This is a genomic window from Maribacter cobaltidurans (assembly GCF_002269385.1).
In the GTDB taxonomy this organism is placed as follows: Bacteria; Bacteroidota; Bacteroidia; order Flavobacteriales; family Flavobacteriaceae; genus Maribacter; species Maribacter cobaltidurans.
Genome location: NZ_CP022957.1, coordinates 4,536,510 through 4,559,400 on the forward strand (window position 1 = coordinate 4,536,510; position 22,891 = coordinate 4,559,400).

General features: G+C 38.1%; 13 protein-coding genes. 8 read left to right on the forward strand and 5 right to left on the reverse strand.

Going from position 1 to position 22,891, the window contains the following annotated elements:
- Positions 1–105: 105 nt before the first annotated feature.
- The gene (locus tag CJ263_RS20455) at positions 106–1,314 is read right to left on the reverse strand and encodes a site-specific integrase (RefSeq protein ID WP_094998965.1); all 1,209 of its coding nucleotides are present in this window, start codon (positions 1,312–1,314) and stop codon (positions 106–108) included.
- 345 nt (positions 1,315–1,659) lie between these two features.
- Positions 1,660–3,870: a thioredoxin domain-containing protein gene (locus CJ263_RS20460; RefSeq protein ID WP_233726870.1), complete on the reverse strand. Its 2,211-nt coding sequence runs from the start codon at positions 3,868–3,870 to the stop codon at positions 1,660–1,662.
- A gap of 110 nt (positions 3,871–3,980) precedes the next feature.
- On the opposite strand from CJ263_RS20460, the gene CJ263_RS20465 reads away from it, so the two are divergent.
- The 4 genes from CJ263_RS20465 to CJ263_RS20475 are packed head-to-tail and all read left to right on the forward strand — an operon-like array spanning position 3,981 to position 8,524.
- Positions 3,981–6,158, forward strand: coding sequence for an alpha-glucuronidase family glycosyl hydrolase (locus CJ263_RS20465; protein WP_094998967.1), 2,178 nt, complete (start codon positions 3,981–3,983; stop codon positions 6,156–6,158).
- A 56-nt stretch (positions 6,159–6,214) separates the two neighbouring features.
- Entirely contained in the window at positions 6,215–8,014 is a 1,800-nt protein-coding gene (locus CJ263_RS20470) for a carbamoyltransferase family protein (RefSeq protein WP_094998968.1), read from the forward strand.
- The gene (locus CJ263_RS21320) at positions 8,014–8,163 is read left to right on the forward strand and encodes a DUF5989 family protein (RefSeq protein WP_229702383.1); all 150 of its coding nucleotides are present in this window, start codon (positions 8,014–8,016) and stop codon (positions 8,161–8,163) included. Before CJ263_RS20470 ends, CJ263_RS21320 begins: the two co-directional genes overlap by 1 nt.
- Position 8,164: 1 nt before the next feature.
- Positions 8,165–8,524, forward strand: a complete 360-nt coding sequence (locus tag CJ263_RS20475; RefSeq protein ID WP_094998969.1) for a hypothetical protein — start codon at positions 8,165–8,167, stop codon at positions 8,522–8,524.
- A gap of 4 nt (positions 8,525–8,528) precedes the next feature.
- Here the strand turns inward: CJ263_RS20475 and CJ263_RS20480 are convergent, their stop codons facing one another.
- Together CJ263_RS20480 and CJ263_RS20485 are read right to left on the reverse strand one after the other, a co-directional pair.
- Positions 8,529–10,319: an SGNH/GDSL hydrolase family protein gene (locus tag CJ263_RS20480; RefSeq protein ID WP_094998970.1), complete on the reverse strand. Its 1,791-nt coding sequence runs from the start codon at positions 10,317–10,319 to the stop codon at positions 8,529–8,531.
- 128 nt (positions 10,320–10,447) lie between these two features.
- Positions 10,448–13,744, reverse strand: a complete 3,297-nt coding sequence (locus CJ263_RS20485; RefSeq protein ID WP_158657216.1) for a VCBS repeat-containing protein — start codon at positions 13,742–13,744, stop codon at positions 10,448–10,450.
- Between the two features lie 184 nt (positions 13,745–13,928).
- Between CJ263_RS20485 and CJ263_RS20490 the strand changes: the two genes are divergently transcribed.
- The gene (locus CJ263_RS20490; RefSeq protein WP_094998972.1) at positions 13,929–14,960 is read left to right on the forward strand and encodes a LacI family DNA-binding transcriptional regulator; all 1,032 of its coding nucleotides are present in this window, start codon (positions 13,929–13,931) and stop codon (positions 14,958–14,960) included.
- 4 nt (positions 14,961–14,964) lie between these two features.
- On the opposite strand, the gene CJ263_RS20495 is transcribed toward CJ263_RS20490, so the two are convergent.
- Complete coding sequence (locus CJ263_RS20495; protein ID WP_094998973.1) at positions 14,965–16,917, reverse strand: sialate O-acetylesterase; 1,953 nt, start codon at positions 16,915–16,917, stop codon at positions 14,965–14,967.
- 246 nt (positions 16,918–17,163) lie between these two features.
- On the opposite strand from CJ263_RS20495, the gene CJ263_RS20500 reads away from it, so the two are divergent.
- The 3 genes from CJ263_RS20500 to CJ263_RS20510 all read left to right on the forward strand — a co-directional run bounded on the left by CJ263_RS20500 (position 17,164) and on the right by CJ263_RS20510 (position 22,845).
- Positions 17,164–20,064: a glycosyl hydrolase 115 family protein gene (locus CJ263_RS20500; RefSeq protein ID WP_158657217.1), complete on the forward strand. Its 2,901-nt coding sequence runs from the start codon at positions 17,164–17,166 to the stop codon at positions 20,062–20,064.
- A gap of 182 nt (positions 20,065–20,246) precedes the next feature.
- Positions 20,247–21,404 carry an endo-1,4-beta-xylanase gene (locus CJ263_RS20505; protein ID WP_094999330.1) on the forward strand — a complete coding sequence of 386 codons (1,158 nt, stop codon included), beginning with the start codon at positions 20,247–20,249 and terminating at the stop codon, positions 21,402–21,404.
- A gap of 7 nt (positions 21,405–21,411) precedes the next feature.
- Positions 21,412–22,845 carry an MFS transporter gene (locus CJ263_RS20510; RefSeq protein WP_094998975.1) on the forward strand — a complete coding sequence of 478 codons (1,434 nt, stop codon included), beginning with the start codon at positions 21,412–21,414 and terminating at the stop codon, positions 22,843–22,845.
- Positions 22,846–22,891: the final 46 nt, after the last annotated feature.

Consider the following 22,891-nt stretch of genomic DNA (forward strand, 5'->3'; position numbering starts at 1 on the left):
CCATTTTTTGGGTCTATTATCCCCGTAATTTAAAGATTTTCCGAAATCTGTTCCCCGTAAAGAAGTCCATCGGTCGATTTATTGGTTGTATGGAACTTTAGCGATTTAGAAATTGATGACTTTTTCCAAAGCGTCATCAGTTTCTTTGTGCATAAAATTCGATTGATAATTAACCGTAGTTGTAATCGAAGAATGGCGATACAATTTTTGGAGCATTTGAATAGGTATTTTATCACCGGAAATATTTCCAAAACTATGCCGCGCAATATGCATAGATATCTTCTTCTCAATACCAAGCTTTTCGCCGACAATTTCCAATCGACGGTTTAGATTACGGGTAATGGTCTTAACTCTGGTTGCCACCCTTTTCTCATCTTTCAAATCGGTACCTTTTAAAAAAGGAAAAACTAAATCATCCTTTCCTGTCTTCTGAGCAGCAAAATATGCTAGTATTTCTTTGGCCTTATCTGGAACGACCAATGAGACAAGTTTTCTGTTCTTCCCCATACGATAATATAAACGACCATCTTTAAAATCTTTCCATTTTAGCTTTATGAGATCGGCGACACGAACACCTGCAAAGTAAAAACTAGTTAGCCAAGCGTAGACGGCATGAAGTTGTGCTTTTGTTAAATTATTAGCCGTTTCAAGCAATAGAACCTCTTCCCTATTCAATCCAATCTTTTCGCTTTCGGGAAATTTGATCTGTATTTTACCTTTACCAAATGGATAATTGCCATCATCTACATGATATTCCTTTCTGGCAAAATTATAGATGGTTCGAATAAGCATTAGGTAATTTATCGCAGTCCTTTCAGCAACCTTTCTATCATACAAGAGATATGCTTTGAAATCCTTTAACAGAGTAACGTCCAGATCCGTAAAAAAAAGTTTTTTACGCCCTAAAAATGTTTTGAAAATGTCTAGTCTTTTTTCTTGATTGTAGTGCTGATTGAATTTCTTTCGTTTTAAGAGATTGGACAAAAACAGCTTACTAGCTTCAAAAAAATCCATTTTGGTTTTTCCAATAATCTTTTTCTTTATTTTTTTTGCGGATTGGGAATTGTTTTGATTTTCATTGTCAATTAATCTGTCGTTTGCTTCTGCTATCTTCTTTGCGACTAAACTATTTAGACGTTTTGAATTGGGATGAGATTTTTTAACGCGTTTAAATTTATCATCCCAAAATTTGCTTTCAATATACTGTCCAGTGAATAAATATGACGACCTTCTATCTTTGGTAATTCGAATAGCGATTGGAAAAAGGCCAGCGCTATTTGGTTTTTTCATTAAAAATGATTGTATAGTAGCCATAAACCCCAATTTTATTACCTAAAGATACAAATTTTAGGTAAAACATAGGTAAAACATTTGGTGGTTTTTCTTGAATTTTTATGGCTTTATTGAGCAAATAGAAATAGTCAAATAACTCATAAACAATTGATTATCAATTCATATTAGACCAAATGGGTTCAAATGTCTCAGGATTCACAACCCGGAGGCCGAGGGTTCAAGTCCCTCTCTCGCTACAAGGCTCAAAGTCAACAAAATCAACGGTTTGTGTTCACAAACCGTTTTTTATGTCCATGATTTCCCTACTTTTAATCTCATTAAACGATTCGACTCATAATTAAAAGCATAAATACAGAGGATTACTAGCTAAAATTTCGCTTTTATTTTAAATGGACGGATTTCATGATGGCCCATACCCTCAAGAAGGGAATAGGCCTCGTCTACGGACTTTACGGGCAATCTGCAAACGTTATTCTTACAAACATAAATAGACGTACCGTCATCGAAAAAGCGATCTTTATACAAAGCCAAATTACTTGACTTTGTACTTCCTGCCAATAATGTATTTACAAGATAGCCACGGTTCATTTCATTAATTATTTTTGGGGCATCTTCACCTACAACGGCCACCTCGTAATATGGAAAGGATTCATTTAATAACAAAAAACCCCAGCTTGCATTACCTAATGCATGATTTGTAAAATCCTCCATTACCAGCGCAGCCATATCTTTAGTTTGTTTTAAATAAGCTTTATTATACTCCAAATGTCCCAGTTTAAATAAGTTTAGGGCCATTACCGCGTTTGCAGAGGGTATTTCCGTATCTATTGTATTCATCAGTTTAGGGGTCAGGTCACTTGCCTTATTATAAAAATACATTCCGGATGTACTTCCAAACTCTTCCTCAGTAGACGCTATCAGCTCCTTGGCCAGATTTAGGTATTTTAAATCTAAAGTTACTTCATAAAGTCCGAGTAATCCTTGAATGAAAAAGGCGTAATCCTCTAAAAATACCTGTTTTTGACCTTGATTCCCAATATAGGAATGAGCCAACTTTTTGCCTTGGTAATTGTTCTTTACGAAAAAATCATGAATAGAAAGGGCTTCATTTAAATAGATCTCTTCACCAAATGCCTTATATGCTTCCAAAAGTGAATTCATTAATAAAGCGTTCCAAGAAGTGATTATTTTGGTATCCTTGGCTGGTTCTTTCCTTTTACGCCTATATTCCAAAAGAATTCTCTTCCATTGCCCTATTTTTTTTCTCATTTCTTCTTTACCTAACTGCTCGCTTTTGGCAAAATCATCAGATGAAAATGGTGTAAATAGCACAAACTTGCCATTATCCAACTTCTCACTTTCTTCTATACCATAAAATCTGGAAAACAGTTCAAAATCTTCTCCCAACAATTCTTGTAATTCACTTTTGGTCCACAAATAATACATACCTTCACTTCCTTCTGTATCGGCATCCATGGCAGCATAATAACCACCTTCGGCATTTCGCATTTGAGCTCTTAAAAATTGAAAAGTTTCCTCTGCCCTATTTTTATAAACATCAAATTCGGTGATTTTGAAAGCTTTTGATAAAAGGGAAATCATCTGTGCATTATCATAAAGCATTTTTTCATAATGGGGAACCTTCCATTCGGTGTCCGTACTATATCTAAAAAAACCTCCGCCGATATGGTCGTATATACCTCCCGCTAATGCCCTATCCAAAGTTTTAAACACATGGTTTCTAGCGCTATCATCTTTTTGAAGGAAAGAATAATCCAGTAACATGTTCAATGCCGTAGGGCTAATAAATTTTTCCTGTCCTATGTTCCCTCCCCTATCAGTATCCCATGAGTTGGACCAATTTTGAATACCTTCGTTTATTTTTTCCGTAGAAACCAAGTCTTCTAGGTTATCCGTTGGAGGAGCATAATAATCCTGTACTCCTTGTGCTAACAAACTTGCGTATTCGGCCATTTTCTCAGGATTTCTCAGGTACTCTTCCATGAATTTTTCCAAAACTGCCATCCAGTCCTCCTTTGAGTGATATGTTCCCAAATAAACTGGTTTTCCATCAGGCAAGATAATAGCGTTCATGGGCCATCCTCCGGTTCCATTTACCAACTGCAAAGCCGTTTGGTACACTTTATCCAAATCGGGCCTCTCTTCCCTATCCACCTTGATACTAATGAAATTATCGTTCATCAATTTGGCTACCTCCAAATCCTCAAAGGATTCTTCCTCCATTACGTGGCACCAGTGACATGTAGAATATCCAATACTCAATATGACAAGCTTGTCATTTGTTGAGGCATCCTTAAAAACCGATTCATTCCAAGGGCGCCAGTTAACCGGGTTTTTGGCATGCTGCAATAGATATGGGCTGGTTTCGTTGATCAGTTCATTAGAATAGACAGATTCTTTAGGTTCAGTTATATTCTTCTCTCTCGGTTTTGAACGCTCATTACAGGATGGGAACAGGAAAAGCAGGAGTATTAACGAAAAGGTTATCGTCTTTTTAAAAAAAATCCCATAAATCTTAGAATCATCGGTAATATCCCAAAATATTTTTTTTACCATCATTTTGTTTTATCCAAAATTAGTTGCCCAATATTATTATTTAACTTGCTTTGCCGCTTAAGAATTACCAATTTGTTCTATTCTAATAATTATACGCAAAAATAAGCCAAATGAGAATATTTAAATGGACGCTCTTCTTTATATGCATTTCCGTTCTTGAAACGAGTGGCCAGCAGCAATTGGAAGATTATAAGCTTTGGTTAAAATATCAAACCATTACAAATACAGATTTAGCCATCAATTACAATGCTTTGGTCAAGCACGCCTATATATCACAAGGCAGTCCAACCTTACGGAACGCCAAAAAGGAAGTAGAGCTTGCCCTTTCTAAAATGCTAGGAGATGACATTACTTTCACCAATGAATGGGTTCCTGAAAATACCTTGGTCGTAGATGTTTATGATAACCTTTCAAAAGATTTAAAGTCATTGATTGCCGAGGAAATAAAAAATGTAACCCATGAAGGTTTTTTACTAAAATCAGTTAATTACAAAAACAAAAAAGTAACCATCATCAGTGCAAAGAAAGACATAGGGGTGCTTTATGGGGTGTTCAGGTTTTTAAACATGATGCAAACCCATAGTAATCTCAACAACTTAAATCTAGTGGACAACCCCAAACTAGATATTAGAATGCTAAATCATTGGGATAATTTAGATCGTTCCGTTGAAAGGGGTTATGCCGGATTTTCCCTTTGGAACTGGCAAAAATTACCGGAATACATTGATGAACGCTATATTGATTATGCAAGGGCAAATGCCTCGATTGGGATAAATGCCACGGCGCTGACAAATGTAAATGCGAATGCACTAATTCTTACCCCAATGTATTTGGAAAAAGTAAAGGCACTGGCCGATACTTTTAGAAGTTACGGTATTAAGGTATACTTAACCGCAAGATTTTCCGCTCCCATAGAAATTGGAAATCTGGATACCGCAGACCCTTTGAATGCGGATGTAAAGCTGTGGTGGAAGAATAAAACCAAGGAAATCTATGAAATTATACCGGACTTTGGCGGTTTTTTGGTTAAAGCCAACTCAGAAGGACAACCTGGACCACAAAACTATGGAAAAGACCACGTAGACGGTGCCAATATGATGGCAGAGGCACTCAAGCCTTACGGAGGCAACGTAATCTGGCGTGCCTTTGTGTACTCTGAACATGATGAAACAGATCGTGCCAAGCAGGCCTATGATGAATTCCTTCCGTATGATGGTAACTTTATGGACAATGTTTTGGTACAGGTAAAAAATGGACCTATCGACTTTCAACCAAGGGAACCCTTCCATCCTATGTTTGGAGCAATGAAAAAAACACCTTTGATCATGGAGTTTCAGATAACCCAGGAATATCTTGGGTTTAGTACCCATTTGGTCTATTTACCAAAACTTTTTGAGGAGGTTCTGGATGCCGATACCTACCAAAGAGGTGAAGGTTCTACCGTTGCCAAAGTCATTGATGGGAGCCTTTACGGTAATGAAATTACGGGCATGGCCGGCGTCAGTAATATTGGAAATGATATCAACTGGACCGGACATCCCTTTGCTCAGGCCAATTGGTACGGTTTCGGTCGCTTGGCTTGGGACCCTTACCTAAGTTCCGAAGTGATTGCCGATGAATGGTTAAGGGCAACGTATTCCAATGACAACAAATTTGTGGAACCTGTAAAGAGCATGATGCTGACCTCCAGGGAGGCCGTTGTAAATTATATGAACCCATTAGGTCTTCACCATATCTTTGATACAGGCCATCACTATGGACCGGGACCTTGGGTAGATAATTTGGGAAGACCAGATTGGAACCCCGTTTACTATCACAAAGCTGATTCTTTGGGAGTTGGCTTTGACAGGACCCCCAGTGGAAGTAATGCTACAGAGCAATATGCACCAGAAATTGCTCAAAAATATAATGATGTAAAAAAAATTCCTGAAGAGTACCTATTATGGTTTCACCATCTTCCTTGGGACTATAAGTTAGATAATGGAGAAATTCTATGGGACGGGATTGCATTGAAATACCAGGAAGGAGTAGATCAAGTAAAGGATATGATCAATACATGGGATAATATGAAACCTTATCTTTCGGAAAGCGAATACAGGGAAGTGGCCATGCTATTGGAAATACAACTGAAAGAAGCAAAATGGTGGAGAGATGCCTGTTTGCTTTACTTTCAAACCTTTTCCAATAGACCTTTACCCGAAGGTGTTGAAAAGCCAACAAAATCTTTGGAGTATTTTAAATCTCTTAAATTTCCATTTGCGCCGGGTATACGCCCCAGATGGGATTAGATTTTATGGAAGGGTCGACCCTGAGTTTACATAACATCAATCTATAATTTTAAAGAATGAAAATCCTTGGTATTTCTGCATATTATCATGATTCCGCTGCTGCTATCATAGACAATGGCAAGGTCTTGTTCGCAGCACAGGAGGAAAGATTTACCAGGATTAAAAATGATGCATCTTTTCCAGATAATGCCATTCAATTTTGCCTGCTTGAGTCTGGGTTAACGCTCAATGATGTCGATGCCATAGCCTTTTACGATAAACCTTTCTTAAAGTTTGAAAGGCTCTTGGAAACATACTACGCTTTTGCCCCTAAAGGTTTTAAATCCTTTTCCAAAGCGATGCCCTTATGGTTGAAGGAAAAGCTTTTTATAAAACAGTTTATTCGGAAAAAATTGAAAGAATTGGGTGCATCCCATCCTAAAAGCACTCAAATTTATTTTCCAGAACATCATCTATCCCACATTGCCAGTGCATTTTACACCTCTCCCTTTAAGAAATGTGCTTTTCTAACGGTTGACGGTGTGGGGGAATGGGCTACAACGTCCTATGGAATCGCCGATGGTGAAAATGGAATAAGGGTTCTTGGCGAACTTCATTTTCCCCATTCTTTAGGACTTTTATACTCTTCCTTTACTTATTTTTTGGGTTTTGCAGTAAACTCAGGAGAGTATAAACTAATGGGATTGGCCTCCTATGGAAATTCTAAATCCAACGAAGTATCCGTTTATATGGATATCATAAAAAAAAGGCTTGTTGATATAAAATCGGACGGATCCATAGAACTCAACATGGAGTTTTTTGAATACCCTTACGGGTTGCGAATGGTAAATCCCAAAAAGTGGGAAGGCTTATTTGGATTTAAAAGAAGACAAGCTTCGGAAAAACTTGAACAACGTCATGCCGATTTAGCCTATGCCGCCCAAAAAGTGCTAGAAGATATTCTATTAAAGTTGATTGGTTTTATTCAGAAGGAAACGGACCAAAAGTTCCTCTGTCTGGCAGGTGGAGTTGCACTCAATTGCGTGGCTAATTCGGCATTACATAATCAAAACGTGTTTCAGGATATTTATGTTCAACCGGCCGCGGGTGATGCCGGGGGGAGTTTAGGAGCGGCTTTGGCGGTGTGTCATTTAAAGGAAAAAATGGAATTTTCGGGGTTAGAAAAACCTTTTAATGTATATCTAGGCCCAAAGTTTTCCAATTTGGATGTCGAAAGGGTATTGCGCAAAAACAATTGTAATAGTCAATTTTTTGAAAATATAAATGAATTAAATCAAGTTGTTGCCCAATACTTGGCGGATAACAAAGTGGTTGGGTGGTTTCAAGGCAGAACCGAATTCGGCCCAAGAGCATTGGGTAACAGAAGTATTTTGGCAAATGCTTCAGACCCGGAAATGCAACATATTTTAAATGAAAAAATAAAGTTTAGGGAAGGCTTTAGGCCATTTGCACCGGCTGTTTGTGAAGAAGATTACGCTAACTACTTTGAGGGCGGAAAAGAATCGCCTTATATGCTATTTATCAGCAAAGTAAAACAAAGACATCGAAAAAAATTGCCACATAACTTTGAAACCTTAAATCTGGAGCAAAAACGGGAGATTGCAAAATCTGACCTGCCTGCCATTACCCATATCGACTATTCCGCTAGAGTCCAAACAGTCAATAATGAAATGAATCCGCGCTTTTGGAATCTGATTCAAGCCTGTAAACAAATAACGGGTGTTGGTGTAATCATTAACACCAGTTTCAATCTTAAGGATGAGCCTATCGTTAATAGTCCGGATGATGCCTATATTTGTTTTATGAAATCGGGAATGGACGTACTGGTCCTTGAAAATTATGTAATTGTAAAGTGATGGATTTTATCGGGGATTTTTTTCTTTTTTTAAAAGAGCGAAAAAAATGGTGGCTCATACCGTTAATAATCATATTCTTAATATTTGGAATATTAATTTTCCTTACCAGTAGCTCAGCTTTGGCCCCTTTTATATATACCTTATTTTAAAATGACCAAGGAAAAAGGACTTGAGACCGTACTCGTATTAGCCTTAGTATCTCTTTTGGTATATGTCAAATTTGATTTAGATTGGCTACTTTACGTTGTTTTTATACTGCTCGCCATAGGCATTTTATCCAAAAAACTAACCTTGCTTATCGGTAAAGCATGGTTTACATTTTCGCAATATTTCGGTATGGTGATGAACTACCTGATTATGGCGCTGATTTTTTATATCGTCCTAACTCCCTTATCTTTTTTCCAAAAGTTATTGGGTAAAAATCAAATTCTTAAAAAAGGAACATCGGAATCTTACTTTCATCATCGCAATCATACCTTTTCCTTAAAGGATATTCAGAAACCCTGGTGAGATATCAATCCAGAGATGTCGTTATTTCCTTTTTAATTTCGGATAAACTTCGCACATTTAAGCCCTTATTTCGTGCGACGGATAAAACCTTCTCGGCCCGTTGACCCATTTGAAGTTGAATGTATGCTTTAGCCAATCCTTCAGCGCTTTTAACACTGCTATCCAAGTAATTGGATTTTGAAAAATAGTATGCCGCATTTTTGAATTCCTCCAGTGCCAGAGATATTTCGCCTGCCATTTGATATACCCTACCTTGTTCCGGATATTCAAAAATCAAGGATTCCGCCACATGCAAGGCTTTTCTAAACTTACCATCTGCCTTATACGTATTATAGGCCAAGGCCATAGCGTTATCCCATGTGGCCTTCTTTTGATGAATGTCCTGCGCCAAAAGTTCATCAAAGGAGGTCGATTCATTGAAGCTGGAAGTTGGTCGCATACCGGACATTTCCAGATCATATGGCCAAGATCGCTTTAACTCTTCCACAACTAACTGTCCTTGAAGAGAATCTATTCTGGTTACCGGAATATCATTGAAAGCTTCATCATACCCAATGTTATTTTCCCAATCTTCCAACAAGTCCAACTGCTTTATCTGATTGTAAAATGCATCCGCCATTAAAAATTGGCCCTTAATATTCGGGTGTACATGTTCCGTCATCAATTCGTCACCAATTATAGATTGTGGTGAATATGATCTAAAGACCGCCTCCATATCTACTAGAGCGACATGATACTTTTGGGACAAATCCGTTATTATCGTATTTATTTCTTCAGGAGCCCTGAACCTAAGAAAATCTAGTTCCTTGGCCATGCTTAAATATTTATTGGCAGAATCCTGGTTTTTCTCTAGATAATGTTTTCCCAACAAGAAAGCTGCCTTTGCATTATTCCGAGCCAATTTTTTGGACGTAATGGATTCTTGTTCTATGCCATTTAAAAAATTCAAAGTATCCGGTATACTATCACTTATAAAGGGTTCTATATCCTTTTCATTGCTTACCACGGTGGATAAAATCACTGGTATGTCATGGTCTGCATATTTGGACAACACTTTCCCCAAATTAGCTTCAAATTGTTCCAGTCCTTCCTCGTACTTGGCAGAGCGATAAGGAATTCGTTGATCCTTGGCCAAAACTTCCATGAGTGTTGTATTTCTTTCGGAAGGTTTTTGCGCGTTGGATGAAACCAACTTTTGGATTCCATTTTCAAAAAGCTGAAATACCCGCAATTCCTTCAAACTTAAGTAAAGCCTAATAAAACTTGGGTGGGAACCATAGGTAATAGAAGAGCCGGCTCCAAGGGCTCCGTAATATTCATTATGTCCTGCATAGATTATGACAACATCTGGCTGTTGAGCGATAATATCATCGGTTAAATCCCAAAGGGTATAGGAGTTAACAGCGGTGATTCCGGTATTGACCACCTCAATATTTTTTTCAGGAAATGTAAGCGATAGTCTATGCTTCAACATTCTAGGAAAGGAGCCACCCTTATAAAAAGGATACCCAACGACAGTTGAGGCTCCCTGAACAAAAACCCGAAAGGTACTATCTGTCTTGGTTCTAAGAAATAAATCGGATTGGTTATCCGCACGAAGTCCGTTCTCCTTAAAATACTTCCCAGCAATGCGCTTGTTCATTACGAGATAATCCGGCTTATCGGCCACTCGGACTACATTGAACAAATTATAGTTGGAACCGTAGTCTGCCAACCTAAGCACAATTTCTACAATAAACAAAAAAATAATCGGAAGTAAAATGCTTATTATTTTAAACAGTGTATTTTTCTTCATACCATTTTATTGTATATGGGGTTTATCTCCTTCCTTTAACAAGTGCTCAAAATACAAAATCCGTACGCTTCTATTCATTATTGGTACCTACTGTACGTGGATAAATTACCGAGGAATATGTATGTATGTTACCTAAACTTGAATATCGTGAGGGGCCTATTATTGTTTGCGATAAATACATACGGTTCTTCCTGTAGCATAACCAAATCCATTTTTTTGGCATTTAGTCCGTTGTAGAAGCTGATATCCTTATAGGGTGCTAAGCCTCCCTTGGAATCGCCCAAGAGTATGTACCCAATGTTAGAATCGTATTTGACAGTCTCCACCTCGGATTCATGGATAGCCCCAACCCCGATGACATCTAAATGACCATCGTTATTCACGTCCGTAAAAGCGAAGGACATGGTTGGGCCTAATTGCGCACTTACAGGCAAATGATGTACGGAAAACGCTCCGTTGCCTTGATTTTCAAGATAAACCGACTCAAATTCGGTCACCTGCTTATGAAAGGAATTCTCAATCTCCTCTTCCCCGTAAATGTCCGTAAGGGTTGAATTGGCGAATTCCTCGTAGCTTTTTATTTTTTGACTAACAAAAGGGTTCTGGGTGGTGGAACATTCCTTTCCACGAACCGGTACCAACTTTCCGTTGTAAATTTTACTTAAAATCATATCGTAATGCCCGTCACTGTCAAAATTGTTCCCATAAACATGTAAAGGCTTTTCCATTGAGGGATGGAATTTATTGTTGGCACCCAAATTCCCAACGAAGTAATCCATATCACCGTCGTTATCAAAATCAATTTCAGAAACAGTGTTCCACCAACCTTGGGTATCTGCTAAACTACTTAGTTCCTGTTTTTGAAAGACTCCATTTTCAGTTTTGAAAATAGTTATGGGCATCCACTCCCCCACTACAATCAAATCTTTTTGTCCATCGCCATCATAATCCGATACTATCATGTCATTTACAAGGCCTATTTCCCTAAAATCGGGCGCAATGTTTTCCGTTTCATCGGTGAAGCACCCATTAGAATTATTCAGGACGTAAGATGTGGGCGATAGCGGATATTTACCGGGAATTACCCTTCCGCCAACAATCAAATCTTCATCTCCATCCTTATCATAATCATACGAAACTACAGCTTTTGTACTTGTAAGCATTTTAGGCAAACCATTGGATTTTGTAAACTGGGCATTCCCACCGTTTATATACAATCTATCCTGTAGAAGAATACTGTTTTCATTTAACTCGTACCCTCCACTGGTCACATATAAATCCATATCGCCATCACCGTCCGCATCAAAGAAATGGGCTCCATTATCTTCATAATCTTTGTCCTCAACAAATACGTTCTGTTCACTTTCTACAAACTTACCTTTATTGTTCTGAACATATAAATGTGCTGGTTGACCTGGTCCGCCACCCAAAAACATATCGGAAAGGCCATCATTGTTAACATCCCCGGTAGCGAATGCCGGACCCTGTTGTGATTGCTTTTGGGGAAGAAGGACTTGTTTAGAAAAGTCATTAAAATTATTCTCATCGTGCTTGTAGGATATCCCTAAGGATTCGGGATTAATTTGAGTAAAGTTTGCCGGCCTTTCGTAGGCAGTCTCACTTTCAGGTTTAGCATCTTTTTTATCCAAGTTTAATGTTTGGTTTACAGCAACGTCTTCCAAAGTTGAAATGGCTCCGTCTGCCCAAACGACTTCTACGCGATTGATTCTCTCCTGATTACCCAAACCAAAATTCATTATTGGTGAAACCGAAGATTGATATCCACGGGACAAAAAGAGTTCCTGAAGTTGCTCCGTACTATCTGTATATACCTTTACCTTGGAGCCAATGGCATTAATGTTTTTTGAGTCACCCACTAAATTGATATTCAAAAAATTACTGGTGCTGTTATTCTCATAAATACTGGCTTCATCTTCGAGATTGTTTATCACCAAATCCAAATCCCCATCATTATCCAGATCACCGTAAGCCGCTCCATTGGAGTTAACCGCCTGATCCAACCCCCAATCTTCAATCACTTTTGCAAAGGATAGATCTTTCTTATTCTTAAAAATATAGTTCTGGAGTTTATCCGAAGGCATTTCACTTAAAATTTGATCTATTGGCATTCTCTCCAGCGAATCTTGGTGGGCATCTAAAAAATTACCAAAATCTTGATTTGCTATTTCCCGTTTAATCCCATTGGTAATAAAAACATCCTTGAAACCATCCCCGTCATAATCGGCAATCAATGGGGCCCAACTCCAATCTGTTTTGGATATACCAGAAACCTGGGCAATATCACTAAAGTATCCATTGCCATTATTCAAATTCAAAACATTGGACATGTAGGGGTAGTGAAAGCCAGCCTCTACGATCCACCAAAACCCTTCGGTGTTCATACTGGCCATATTCTGCTTGCCTCGCCTATGGTCCTCCGCGGACATGTCCAACACAAGAAGGTCCGGTAGAAAATCATTGTTGATATCCGCAAAATCAGACCCCATACTACTATAGGAAATATGCTTTAACCTTGTATTTATCTCATTTGAAAATGTACCGTTCTTATTGTTAATATAGAGTTTATCGGGTGTTATGAAATCGTTGGCCACAAAAACATCTAACCAGCCATCATTATTAAAATCACCAATAGATGCGCTAAGACTAAATTCCTTATTTACGATTCCACTCTCACGGGTTACATCGGTGAATTTTTCACCATCATTACGATACAGATGATCAGAAGTCTGGGGATAATATGCTTTGTCCTCAACAATCTCCTTAAGGTTAACCGAGTTCAAAAAATCTATCCTATGGTTTATTAGATACATGTCCAAATCCCCATCTTTATCGTAATCGAAGAAATAGGCCTGTGTAGAAAAACCATCATCGTCCAGCCCCCATTTTAGTGCTTCCTCTTTAAAAGTGCCGTTCTTTTGGTTTACAAACAATTTATTTTTTCTGAGCTCATTATTTTCGATGGATGCCGATTTACAAACGTAGATATCCATCCACCCATCATTGTTAATATCAATCATGGAAATTCCGGTTGTCCAACCCTCCTGATCATTTACCTCTGCAACATTTGTTACGTCCTCAAATTTAAATCCACCCTTATTGACATATAATTTGTTAGATTGTTGATTTGAAGAAAAATAGATATCCTGCAGACCATCATTGTTGACATCTCCTATTGCCACTCCGCCCCCATTATACATATCATAATAGTTTAGAATGTTGAATTCCGAGGTTTCTTCTACTGTATTTTTAAAATGAACATTAGTCTCTTCATTGGGTAGTAGGGAAAAGAGGGTTTTTGCCGTTGTTCTTTTTTTGGTTACCTCATTTTGAGTGCACGAACCGAGAACTGTTAAAAACAATCCAAAAATTATAATTTTTGACAAGTGTAAAGTGATACTATTCAAAGCAAAGATTTTGATTAAAATGCAACCGTTTGTCTCAAATGTAAAAAAAGATAAAATATTTAAGGCAAGAATTTCGTTTTTAAAAAGTTACTAAAGTTTTCGTAGTATATAAATGTATTGTTGAACGGTACTATTTGCTGCCAAACCAAAACACTTATATTTGAACTTTACCAATCAACTTCAAATGAAAACCAATAAGGAAGTTACGATTTATGATATAGCGAATAAACTGAATTTAGCCACTTCAACTATTTCTAGAGGTTTAAAAGGTCATCATACCATAAATAAAAAGACCGTTGAGAAAATAAAAAAAACCGCCGCGGAAATGGGATATAGCCCAAATAATCTAGCGGCAAGCCTCAGAGGAAATAAAATGAAAACTATTGGAGTTCTGCTTCCCATGGTTACCCCATTTATTTCTTCTCTAATAAGTGGAATTGAGATAGTTGCTCAGAAATCGGGCTATACTATTTTAATCATGCAGTCCCATGATTCCTATGAAACCGAAGTTAATCTGACCCAATCTTTATATGATAACAGGGTAAGTGGCGTAATTTGTTCTTTGGCTTTGGAAACCAAGAATACCGATCATTTTAAAAGATTCACGGATAATAATACGGCTTTAGTTTTTGTGGACAGGGTCCCCGAAAATTTTGACACTTATAATGTGGTCATTGACAACTATAGAGCTGGGTATAAAGCAACAAAACACTTAATTGAACAAGGTTGTAAACGTATTGCCTATATAACCGCCGGAATCGATTTTAGCGTTTATCGCGAAAGAAAAAAAGGGTATTTGGCAGCACTTCAAGAACATAATCTACCTATTGAGGATGAACTTGTGGTTAGAGCTGATTCTATTAAATATCAAGACGCGGCAAGGGCCAGTGAAAAATTGCTTCAATTAAAAAATCGTCCCGACGCCATATTTGCACCGGGAGATACCATCGGTGTCAGTGCCATACAAACAGCTAAAAAAATGGGTATAAAAGTACCTGAAGAACTTGCTGTGGTTGGCTTTAACGACGATTCTATTTCCAGCATAATAGAACCCAATTTATCAACTGTTACCCATCCTGCTTTTGAAATGGGGAAAACCGCAGCAGAAATTATTCTGAAAAGCATTAAAAATGCCAAGCGAAAAAGTGAAATTGTAAAACAAATAACTTATTTGAACACCGAGGTTTTGGTGAGACAATCTTCCAAAAGAAAATAAAAGGCTACTCCGTCTCAAAAGGAGATGCCGGCAAACCATCCTTATTATAAAGATTAGGATTATCCGGGTTGTCCGCCCAGGCATAACGTACAAATTTTGGATTGGGTACTTCTTCACTCCATACCACTACATGGTCTCCTTCTATTTTAGCTTGAGCCCAAACAAATTCTTTGTCCTCGCCAGCAATAGCAAACTCGCTTAATGGTTCTCCGTCATCCGTAACAAGGCCACTACCAACATGTTCAAAAGAAACAATTATCTTATCCCCTTTCATTTCATAATCCTTAAATATAGGTCCGGAATAAACAAGGTCTTGGCCATATGCCAAATGAAGCGCTGCCAAGGCCATACGTTCACCAACATCCTTTTTATTGTCCGGATGAATATCGTTCCACTCCCCTAGTTCAATATTTACGGTCATGGCGGTATTGGGTATATCCAATGCGTTTAATTGTGATTGCCTCAACTCCGCCCAATTACTTTCTGTTGGAAGATAAGTCACATCCATAAAATTTGGCAGTTGGGCATATATAAATGGAAGTTCCGAATCGTTAAAAACAGTTCTGAGACCTTTTACTAGAGCATGTAAATAATCATCGTAAATTTCCGGTTGCTCTGTATTACTTTCACCTTGATACCACAAAACACCTTTCATAGGGAAATCCTTATAGGGTGCGACCATGGCGTTATATAATGATGTCGGTTCATTCTGTGGGTTGATTCGCCGTTGTGTAGGTTGATTCCCATTCTCAGAGGAAAAATCAAATGGTTTGTATACTTCCCCAACTTTATATTGCCAATAGCCTTTTAAATCTACAGTATCCTTTTCCGTAAAAATGTAATATGGCTTATCCGGCACAAAGCCACCCTTTCCCTGCGTATTCGTAACACGTACTACAAAGGTATTTTTACCTGCTTTTAAAAGCGTGTCCGGTACAGCATATCGACGCTGTGGATATTGATATGTTTTATTACCGACCAAAACACCATTAATATAAAGTTCATCGGCATCTACAATTCTTCCTAAAAATACCCTTGACTTTTTACCGACCATGGACTCCGGAATTTCAATTTCCCTTCTATACCAAACCACACCGTTCAAATCTCTGGCACCTTGGTCCTCCCAATAACCGGGTATATTTATTCTACGCCATTCTTTGGGCTCAAAGTTGACATCATACCATTTTAAATCCCCAGTAAGACCTTTGTCCAAAACCTTGGATTCCCTATTTAAATCAGGTCTATTTTCCATAAGACTGTTCACCAAAGCGGTATCCTTATTCTCTTCAATAATCTTCAGAATATCCGGAAAATCAGTATAGCCTTCCTCCGGAATCCATGCCTCTATAGGTGTGCCTCCCACGCTAGCATTTACCAAGCCAATTGGAATTTTATATTGCTCATAAATTTTTTTGGCAAAAAAATAAGCCACGGCAGAAAAAGGTCTAACCTCCTCACCAACGGCCTTAATCCATTCACCACCCTTCAAATCCTCTTTAGGTCCCGAAACACTCGTAGTAGTTGGGATTTTAAAATGTCTTATATATGGGTTGTTGGCGTTCTTTATTTCCTTTTCGTACGGAACATCATGAATATCCAATTGATGTACCATATTGGATTGGCCATTACAGAACCAAACATCACCAATTAAGATATCCTTTACCTCTACCGTATTGTCTTTACCTGATATTAACATATTGTAAGGTCCACCAGCCTTCGTTTTGCGCAAAGTCACCCTCCAAATACCATCTTTATCGGATTTTGTTTTATATTTTTTTCCGTTGAAAGAAACTGTTATGTTTTCGTTCGCTCCAGCCCAACCCCAAATAGGTACTTCCGCATTTCGTTGTAGTACCAAACCATCACTGATCAATCTAGGTAGTTTGATCTGGGCATTCAAAAAAGAACTGGAAAAAGCAAGGCACAAAAAAATAATTGAGAGTTGGATTTTCTTCATATCATTCAATTTATTTCAGTGGAAAAAACGTATCGTAACTAATTTCTATATTGAACACAATCGGTTGCAAATAAAGGTATTTTTACTATCTTCACAATAATTGAAGGTATAAATTAAGGGATTTATATTTAAAAGGATAATGAGAGTTGTTTCAGTAGTCAATTTTCTATCTATATCAAATCTTCTCTTACCAAGAGTTTTATATACTTTAAAAATTAACCTTATTGCTTGTACATGTTAGACCCAATGACCTGGTTAAAAGAAATCAAGAGTACTTTTATAAATTTTTTATGCTTCCTTTTTCTTTGCAATAATGTTTTTGCTTCGGATAATGTCCAATACGTTGTAGACCAACCTGTAAAAGGTAGTTTCCCTCTGGCCACCAAGGGTAATGTGGCTTCCATTTTGTTGAGTGAAAATGATTTTGCCGGTGTTAAACGGGTAGCTGGACACCTTCAAAATGACTTGCTTAAGGTAACCGGTCTAAAACCAAGCACTTTGTTGGATAAGACAACCGATGAAGATTATGTTGTCATCGCAGGTACCCTTGGTACTAGTTCCCTTATAGATGAACTGGTGAAAAAAGGAAAAATATCCGGAAGGGAGCTTAAAGGAAAATGGGAGAAGTTTATTACCAAAGTGATAAAAAACCCAATGCCTGGTATCAAAAATGCCTTGGTCATTGCCGGAAGTGACAAAAGAGGTACCATCTACGGTATCTATGACCTATCCAATCAGATTGGTGTTCATCCTTGGCATTTCTGGGCAGATGTTCCTATTGTAAAACAAAATGAACTTCATGTACTTCCTGGTAAACACACAAAAGGGGAACCAAAGGTAAAATATCGTGGTCTGTTTATAAATGATGAAGCTCCTGCGCTTACCGGTTGGGTAAATGAACATTATGGTTCATTTAATTCAGATTTTTACGATAACGTTTTCGAACTTATTTTAAGGATGGGAGGAAACTATGTATGGCCTTCCATGTGGAGACCAAGAATGTTCTACGAAGATGACCCAAGAAATGGAGAGTTGGCAGAGGAATATGGTATCGTGATGGGCACTTCCCACCACGAACCGTTGACAAGGGCCCATGAAGAATGGTCCCATTTTGGAAGTGGACCATGGAATTTCGAAACCAATGCTGAAGAATTAAAGAAATTTTGGAGAAATGGTATCGAACGCATGGGAGAAAAAGAAACATTGGTCACCATAGGCATGCGGGGCGATGGAGACGAATCCATGAGCGAAGGTACCGCGATTGAATTGTTGGAAAACGTGGTGAAAACACAACGTGAAATTATTGAAGATGTGACTGGAAAACCTGCTGAGGCCACACCCCAAATCTGGGCACTCTATAAGGAAGTACAGGATTACTATGATAATGGCATGGAGGTACCAGAGGACGTGACCCTCCTCTTGTGCGACGACAATTGGGGCAATCTTAGAAAGCTGCCTAGTTTGGATGCCAAGCCTAGAAAGGGAGGATATGGTATTTATTATCATTTCGATTACGTTGGCGGACCTAGGAACTATAAATGGCTTAACACCAATCAAATAGAAAGAACTTGGGAGCAAATGCATCTTGCCTACGAGCACAACGTCGATCAAGTATGGATTGTAAATGTTGGCGACATCAAACCTATGGAGTTTCCACTACAATTTTTCATGGATTACGCTTGGAACCCAGAAGCATGGAATGCGGATAACTTGAATGACTACTACAACCATTGGGCGAGTGAGGTTTTCAACGGGATAGAAACTCATGTCATAGCTGATATAATGAGAAAATACACCAAATACAATGCAAGAAGAAAGCACGAACTCATTGACCCAAATACCTTTAGCCTTACCAATTATAACGAAGCCGACCGTATAGTAGATTCTTATAACTCGCTTGCCGAAAAGGCAGAAGAAATCTACTCTAAACTTCCAATAATTTATAAGGATGCCTTTTACCAATTGGTCTTGTTTCCGGTTTTGGCCAGCGCAAACTTAAACGAACTCTATATCAGTGCTGCTAAAAACAATTATTACGCCAAACAAGGCAGGGTCTCTACGAATCAATACGCAGATAGGGTTGAAGAACTTTTTAAGAAAGATGCAGAGCTCACCAAATTTTACCATACGGAATTGGCAAGTGGTAAATGGAACCATATGATGTCCCAAACCCATATAGGATATAATAACTGGCAGGAGCCAAGATTCAACAGGATACCAGAAACGATAAAGATAGACCCATCGGACAATGCCGAGATGGGATTAACTATTTCAAACTCGGAGGATTGGTGGTCCGGTGATAATGAAGATGCCGTACTACCCATTTTTGACCCCGTTAACAATCAAGAATATTTTGTGGAAATATTCAATCGGGGTAAGAAAAGTTTTGAATTCGATATTAAAAAGGATGCCGAATGGATAAAACTTTCTGAGACCATAGGCAATCTCCAAGACCAAAAAAAGATAAGTGTCACTATTGATTGGAAAAAAGCTCCAAAAGGAAAAAATACCGCGACTATACTAGTTTCTGGTGCCCAAAAGCAAATTCCTGTATTAATCAAAATCAATAATTATCCTAAAGACAATATAAAAGGTTTTGTAGAAAATAACGGATATATCGTTATAGATGCAGAGAATTTCACGAATAAAAAAGAACCAAGGGATTTTGAATGGAAAACAGTGGAAAACCTTGGTAAGACGGGTACTTCGATGATATCATTACCTATTCAAAAAGGTCGGGTTGAACTAACTGCAAAATCCCCAAAACTATCATACGATATTCACCTTGCAAGTGCGGGGAAAGTTAAGGTTCAAATGCTTTTTTCACCTACTATCAACTACGCTTCACGGCAAGGAATGTATTTTGGACTGTCATTTGACAATCAGTCTCCAAGATTGATCAATTATGACGCCGACCCTACCATTTTTAATTATAATGGAAAAGTACCAGAAAATTGGCATAATGATGTTGGAAACAATATTAAAACAATCACAGCTGAATTTGATATAGAAGCACCTAGCAACCACACTTTGAATTACTTTAGAGTGGATGAAGGTTTGGTGCTCCAAAGAATTATTATAGAAACGGAAAACAGTAATTTAAAAGAGTCTTACTTAGGACCCAGGGAGAGTGCAAAATTAGATTAGTTCAGAATTTGAAATTATGTTTATGAACTTAGTCTTTTTAACAACTGAACATTTTTTAATAATTGAAAATAAATAGGTGGAAATATAAAATTCAGATTTTACGAAACCAAAAGTTAAAAAGCGCCTTTTATTCTATCCAAAGAAATTTAACTCACAAAGCCATAAAGAAAACTGAAAAATCAATGAAAATAACCATGGGAAAATCAGCATTTTATTTAATGATAACAGCCATAATGCTTACGGCAGTCGGCTGCAACAAAAAAGCAGAAGAACCGTCCACTTCAAAAACGCTAAGGGAAACCTATGAGGATGCCTTTTACATAGGAACTGCATTGAACCGTTTTCAGATTGAGGAAACAGATTCTACTATGGCTAGCATTGTAGGTGAAGAGTTCAGCAGCATTACTGCGGAAAATATCATGAAATCTGTTAATATACACCCGAGTAAGGATACGCTTAATTTTGAATTGGCGGACAAGTTCGTGGCTTTGGGGGAGAAATACGATATGTTTATCCATGGACACACCCTAATCTGGCACAGCCAATTGTCTCCATGGTTCGGCTCAATAGAGGATAGTCTTGAATTTGCTACGTTTACAGAGAAACACGTAAAAGATATTGCATCGCACTATAAGGGTAGAATTGATTCCTGGGATGTCGTCAATGAAGCACTTAATGAGGATGGCACATTGCGAAACTCCATTTTTTTGCAGAAAATGGGAGAGGATTATTTAGCGTCTGCCTTTAAGTGGACTGCGGAAGTGGCTCCAGATGCGGATTTATATTACAACGATTATAATATGACCAATTCCGATAAAAGACAGGGAGCTATAAAAATGGTAAAGAAGATATTGGATCAGGGCATAAAGGTCGATGGTATTGGTATGCAGGGTCATTGGCATTTGAACTATCCATCTATAGAAGAAATAGAACAAAGTATTTTGGATTATGCGGCCCTTGGCGTAAAAGTGGCAGTAACGGAATTAGATATCAGCGTTTTGCCCAACCCTTGGGATTTAGAGGGTGCGGAAATAAGCCAAAATTTTGAAAACGGGGAAGGAATGAATCCGTATGCGGAAGGTTTACCAGACTCTGTCCAGTTAAAACTAGCAAATAGATATAAGGATATATTTGCACTTTTTCTTAAGCATAAGGATAAAATAAGTAGGGTTACTTTTTGGGGTGTAAGCGATAGGCAATCTTGGTTGAACGGCTTTCCTATTAGAGGTAGGACTAATTATCCGTTGCTGTTTGACAGAGACTTGAAGCCCAAGGCAGCTTATGACAGTATAATTTCCTTGAAAAGACAGTTTGACAAAAGTAGAATACCAACCAATTAACTTTTAAATGAACAACGATTCTCAAAAATTGTCCGTAAGGGAAAAAATTGGATATAGTTTAGGCGATCTAGCTGCCAATTTGGTTTTCCAGACCTTAGTTACTTATCTGGCCTATTTCTACACTGATATTTATGGGCTTAAAGCCAACGATGCTTCTGCTGTAACATTAATAGTAGGGCTTATTGCCGCTTTCGCATTTAACCCTCTAATGGGCTTGATAGCGGACCGTACAACAAGCAGATGGGGTAAATTTAGACCATGGATTCTATGGACCGCCATACCACTGGGCGTTACGGCGATGCTGGCTTTTAGTACGCCTGATTTCTCCTACAAGGGCAAAGTAATCTACGCAGTAGTTACCTATACACTTTTACTATTATTATATGCCGCTAACAACTTACCATATTCCGCACTAAGCGGAGTAATCACTGGTAACATGAAAGAACGGAACAGTTTGTCCGCATACCGGTTCATCGCCGTAATGGGCGCACAGTTCTTTGTACAAGTATTCATGTATGACCTAATCCTCAAGGCCGGAGATGGAAATAAGGCCGCTGGTATGGAAACGGTTATGACCTGGTTGGCTATTATTGGTACTATAATGTTGCTCATAACCTTTTTTACTACCAAAGAGCGGGTAGTACCCAAGCCGGATCAAAAATCGAGCATTAAGGAAGACCTAGGCGACTTGGTCAAAAATAAACCCTGGATTATAATGTTAACGGTGACTACATTGGTTTTTGTGACCTTGGCCATGAAGGGAGGCTCCTATGTATACTATTTTGAAAATTATGTGGACCAACAAAGCCTAAATGGATTTTTAAACCCTTTAAAAGGTTTTTTACCAACATTTGAAAATGACACTTCACTAGGATTGGGTGTTTTTAATGGTGGGGGGATATTAATAGGATTAATAGGCATTGGTCTTTCAAAAGGACTTGCGGATAAATATGGCAAGAGAAACGTTTTTGCTGCGTCTCTGTTTATTTCAACTTTGTTTATCATCGCATTTTACTTTTTTCCGCCAGAAGCCATAAGTATAATTTACGGGGCACAAATATTACATATGTTCTTTTATGGTATTAGCACTCCTATTCTTTGGACAATGATTGCAGATGTGGCCGATTTCTCTGAATGGAAAACAAATCGTAGAGCCACCGCAATAATTTTTTCGGCCATGATGGTGGGCCTAAAAGGTGGATTAAGTATTGGAAGTGCCTTGGTCGCATGGATTTTAGGTCTATATGGATATATAACCAAAGAAGCAGCCGTTTCCGGTATAAACACAGTGCAACCTGAAAGTGCCATTGAAGCGACAAAACTCTTGGTAAGTATATACCCAGCAATACCCTTTCTGATAGGGGTAGGCTTGTTGTTTTTCTATGAAATCAACAAAAAAATGGAACTGCAGATTGAAAATGAATTGAAACTTAGAAGATAATTAATGCTCATAAGTAATAGCTGAAGATTCTACTGAACACATCGAT

Excerpts from the sequence above, each read along its gene's own strand:
- CJ263_RS20455 (WP_094998965.1), bottom strand. The coding sequence starts at position 1,314 with ATGGCTACTATACAATCATTTTTAATGAAAAAACCAAATAGCGCTGGC.
- CJ263_RS21320 (WP_229702383.1), top strand. The coding sequence starts at position 8,014 with ATGGATTTTATCGGGGATTTTTTTCTTTTTTTAAAAGAGCGAAAAAAA.
- CJ263_RS20510 (WP_094998975.1), top strand. The coding sequence starts at position 21,412 with ATGAACAACGATTCTCAAAAATTGTCCGTAAGGGAAAAAATTGGATAT.
- CJ263_RS20495 (WP_094998973.1), bottom strand. The coding sequence starts at position 16,917 with ATGAAGAAAATCCAACTCTCAATTATTTTTTTGTGCCTTGCTTTTTCC.
- CJ263_RS20480 (WP_094998970.1), bottom strand. The coding sequence starts at position 10,319 with ATGAAGAAAAATACACTGTTTAAAATAATAAGCATTTTACTTCCGATT.
- CJ263_RS20465 (WP_094998967.1), top strand. The coding sequence starts at position 3,981 with ATGAGAATATTTAAATGGACGCTCTTCTTTATATGCATTTCCGTTCTT.
- CJ263_RS20475 (WP_094998969.1), top strand. The coding sequence starts at position 8,165 with ATGACCAAGGAAAAAGGACTTGAGACCGTACTCGTATTAGCCTTAGTA.
- CJ263_RS20500 (WP_158657217.1), top strand. The coding sequence starts at position 17,164 with ATGACCTGGTTAAAAGAAATCAAGAGTACTTTTATAAATTTTTTATGC.
- CJ263_RS20490 (WP_094998972.1), top strand. The coding sequence starts at position 13,929 with ATGAAAACCAATAAGGAAGTTACGATTTATGATATAGCGAATAAACTG.
- CJ263_RS20505 (WP_094999330.1), top strand. The coding sequence starts at position 20,247 with ATGAAAATAACCATGGGAAAATCAGCATTTTATTTAATGATAACAGCC.
- CJ263_RS20470 (WP_094998968.1), top strand. The coding sequence starts at position 6,215 with ATGAAAATCCTTGGTATTTCTGCATATTATCATGATTCCGCTGCTGCT.
- CJ263_RS20460 (WP_233726870.1), bottom strand. The coding sequence starts at position 3,870 with ATGGTAAAAAAAATATTTTGGGATATTACCGATGATTCTAAGATTTAT.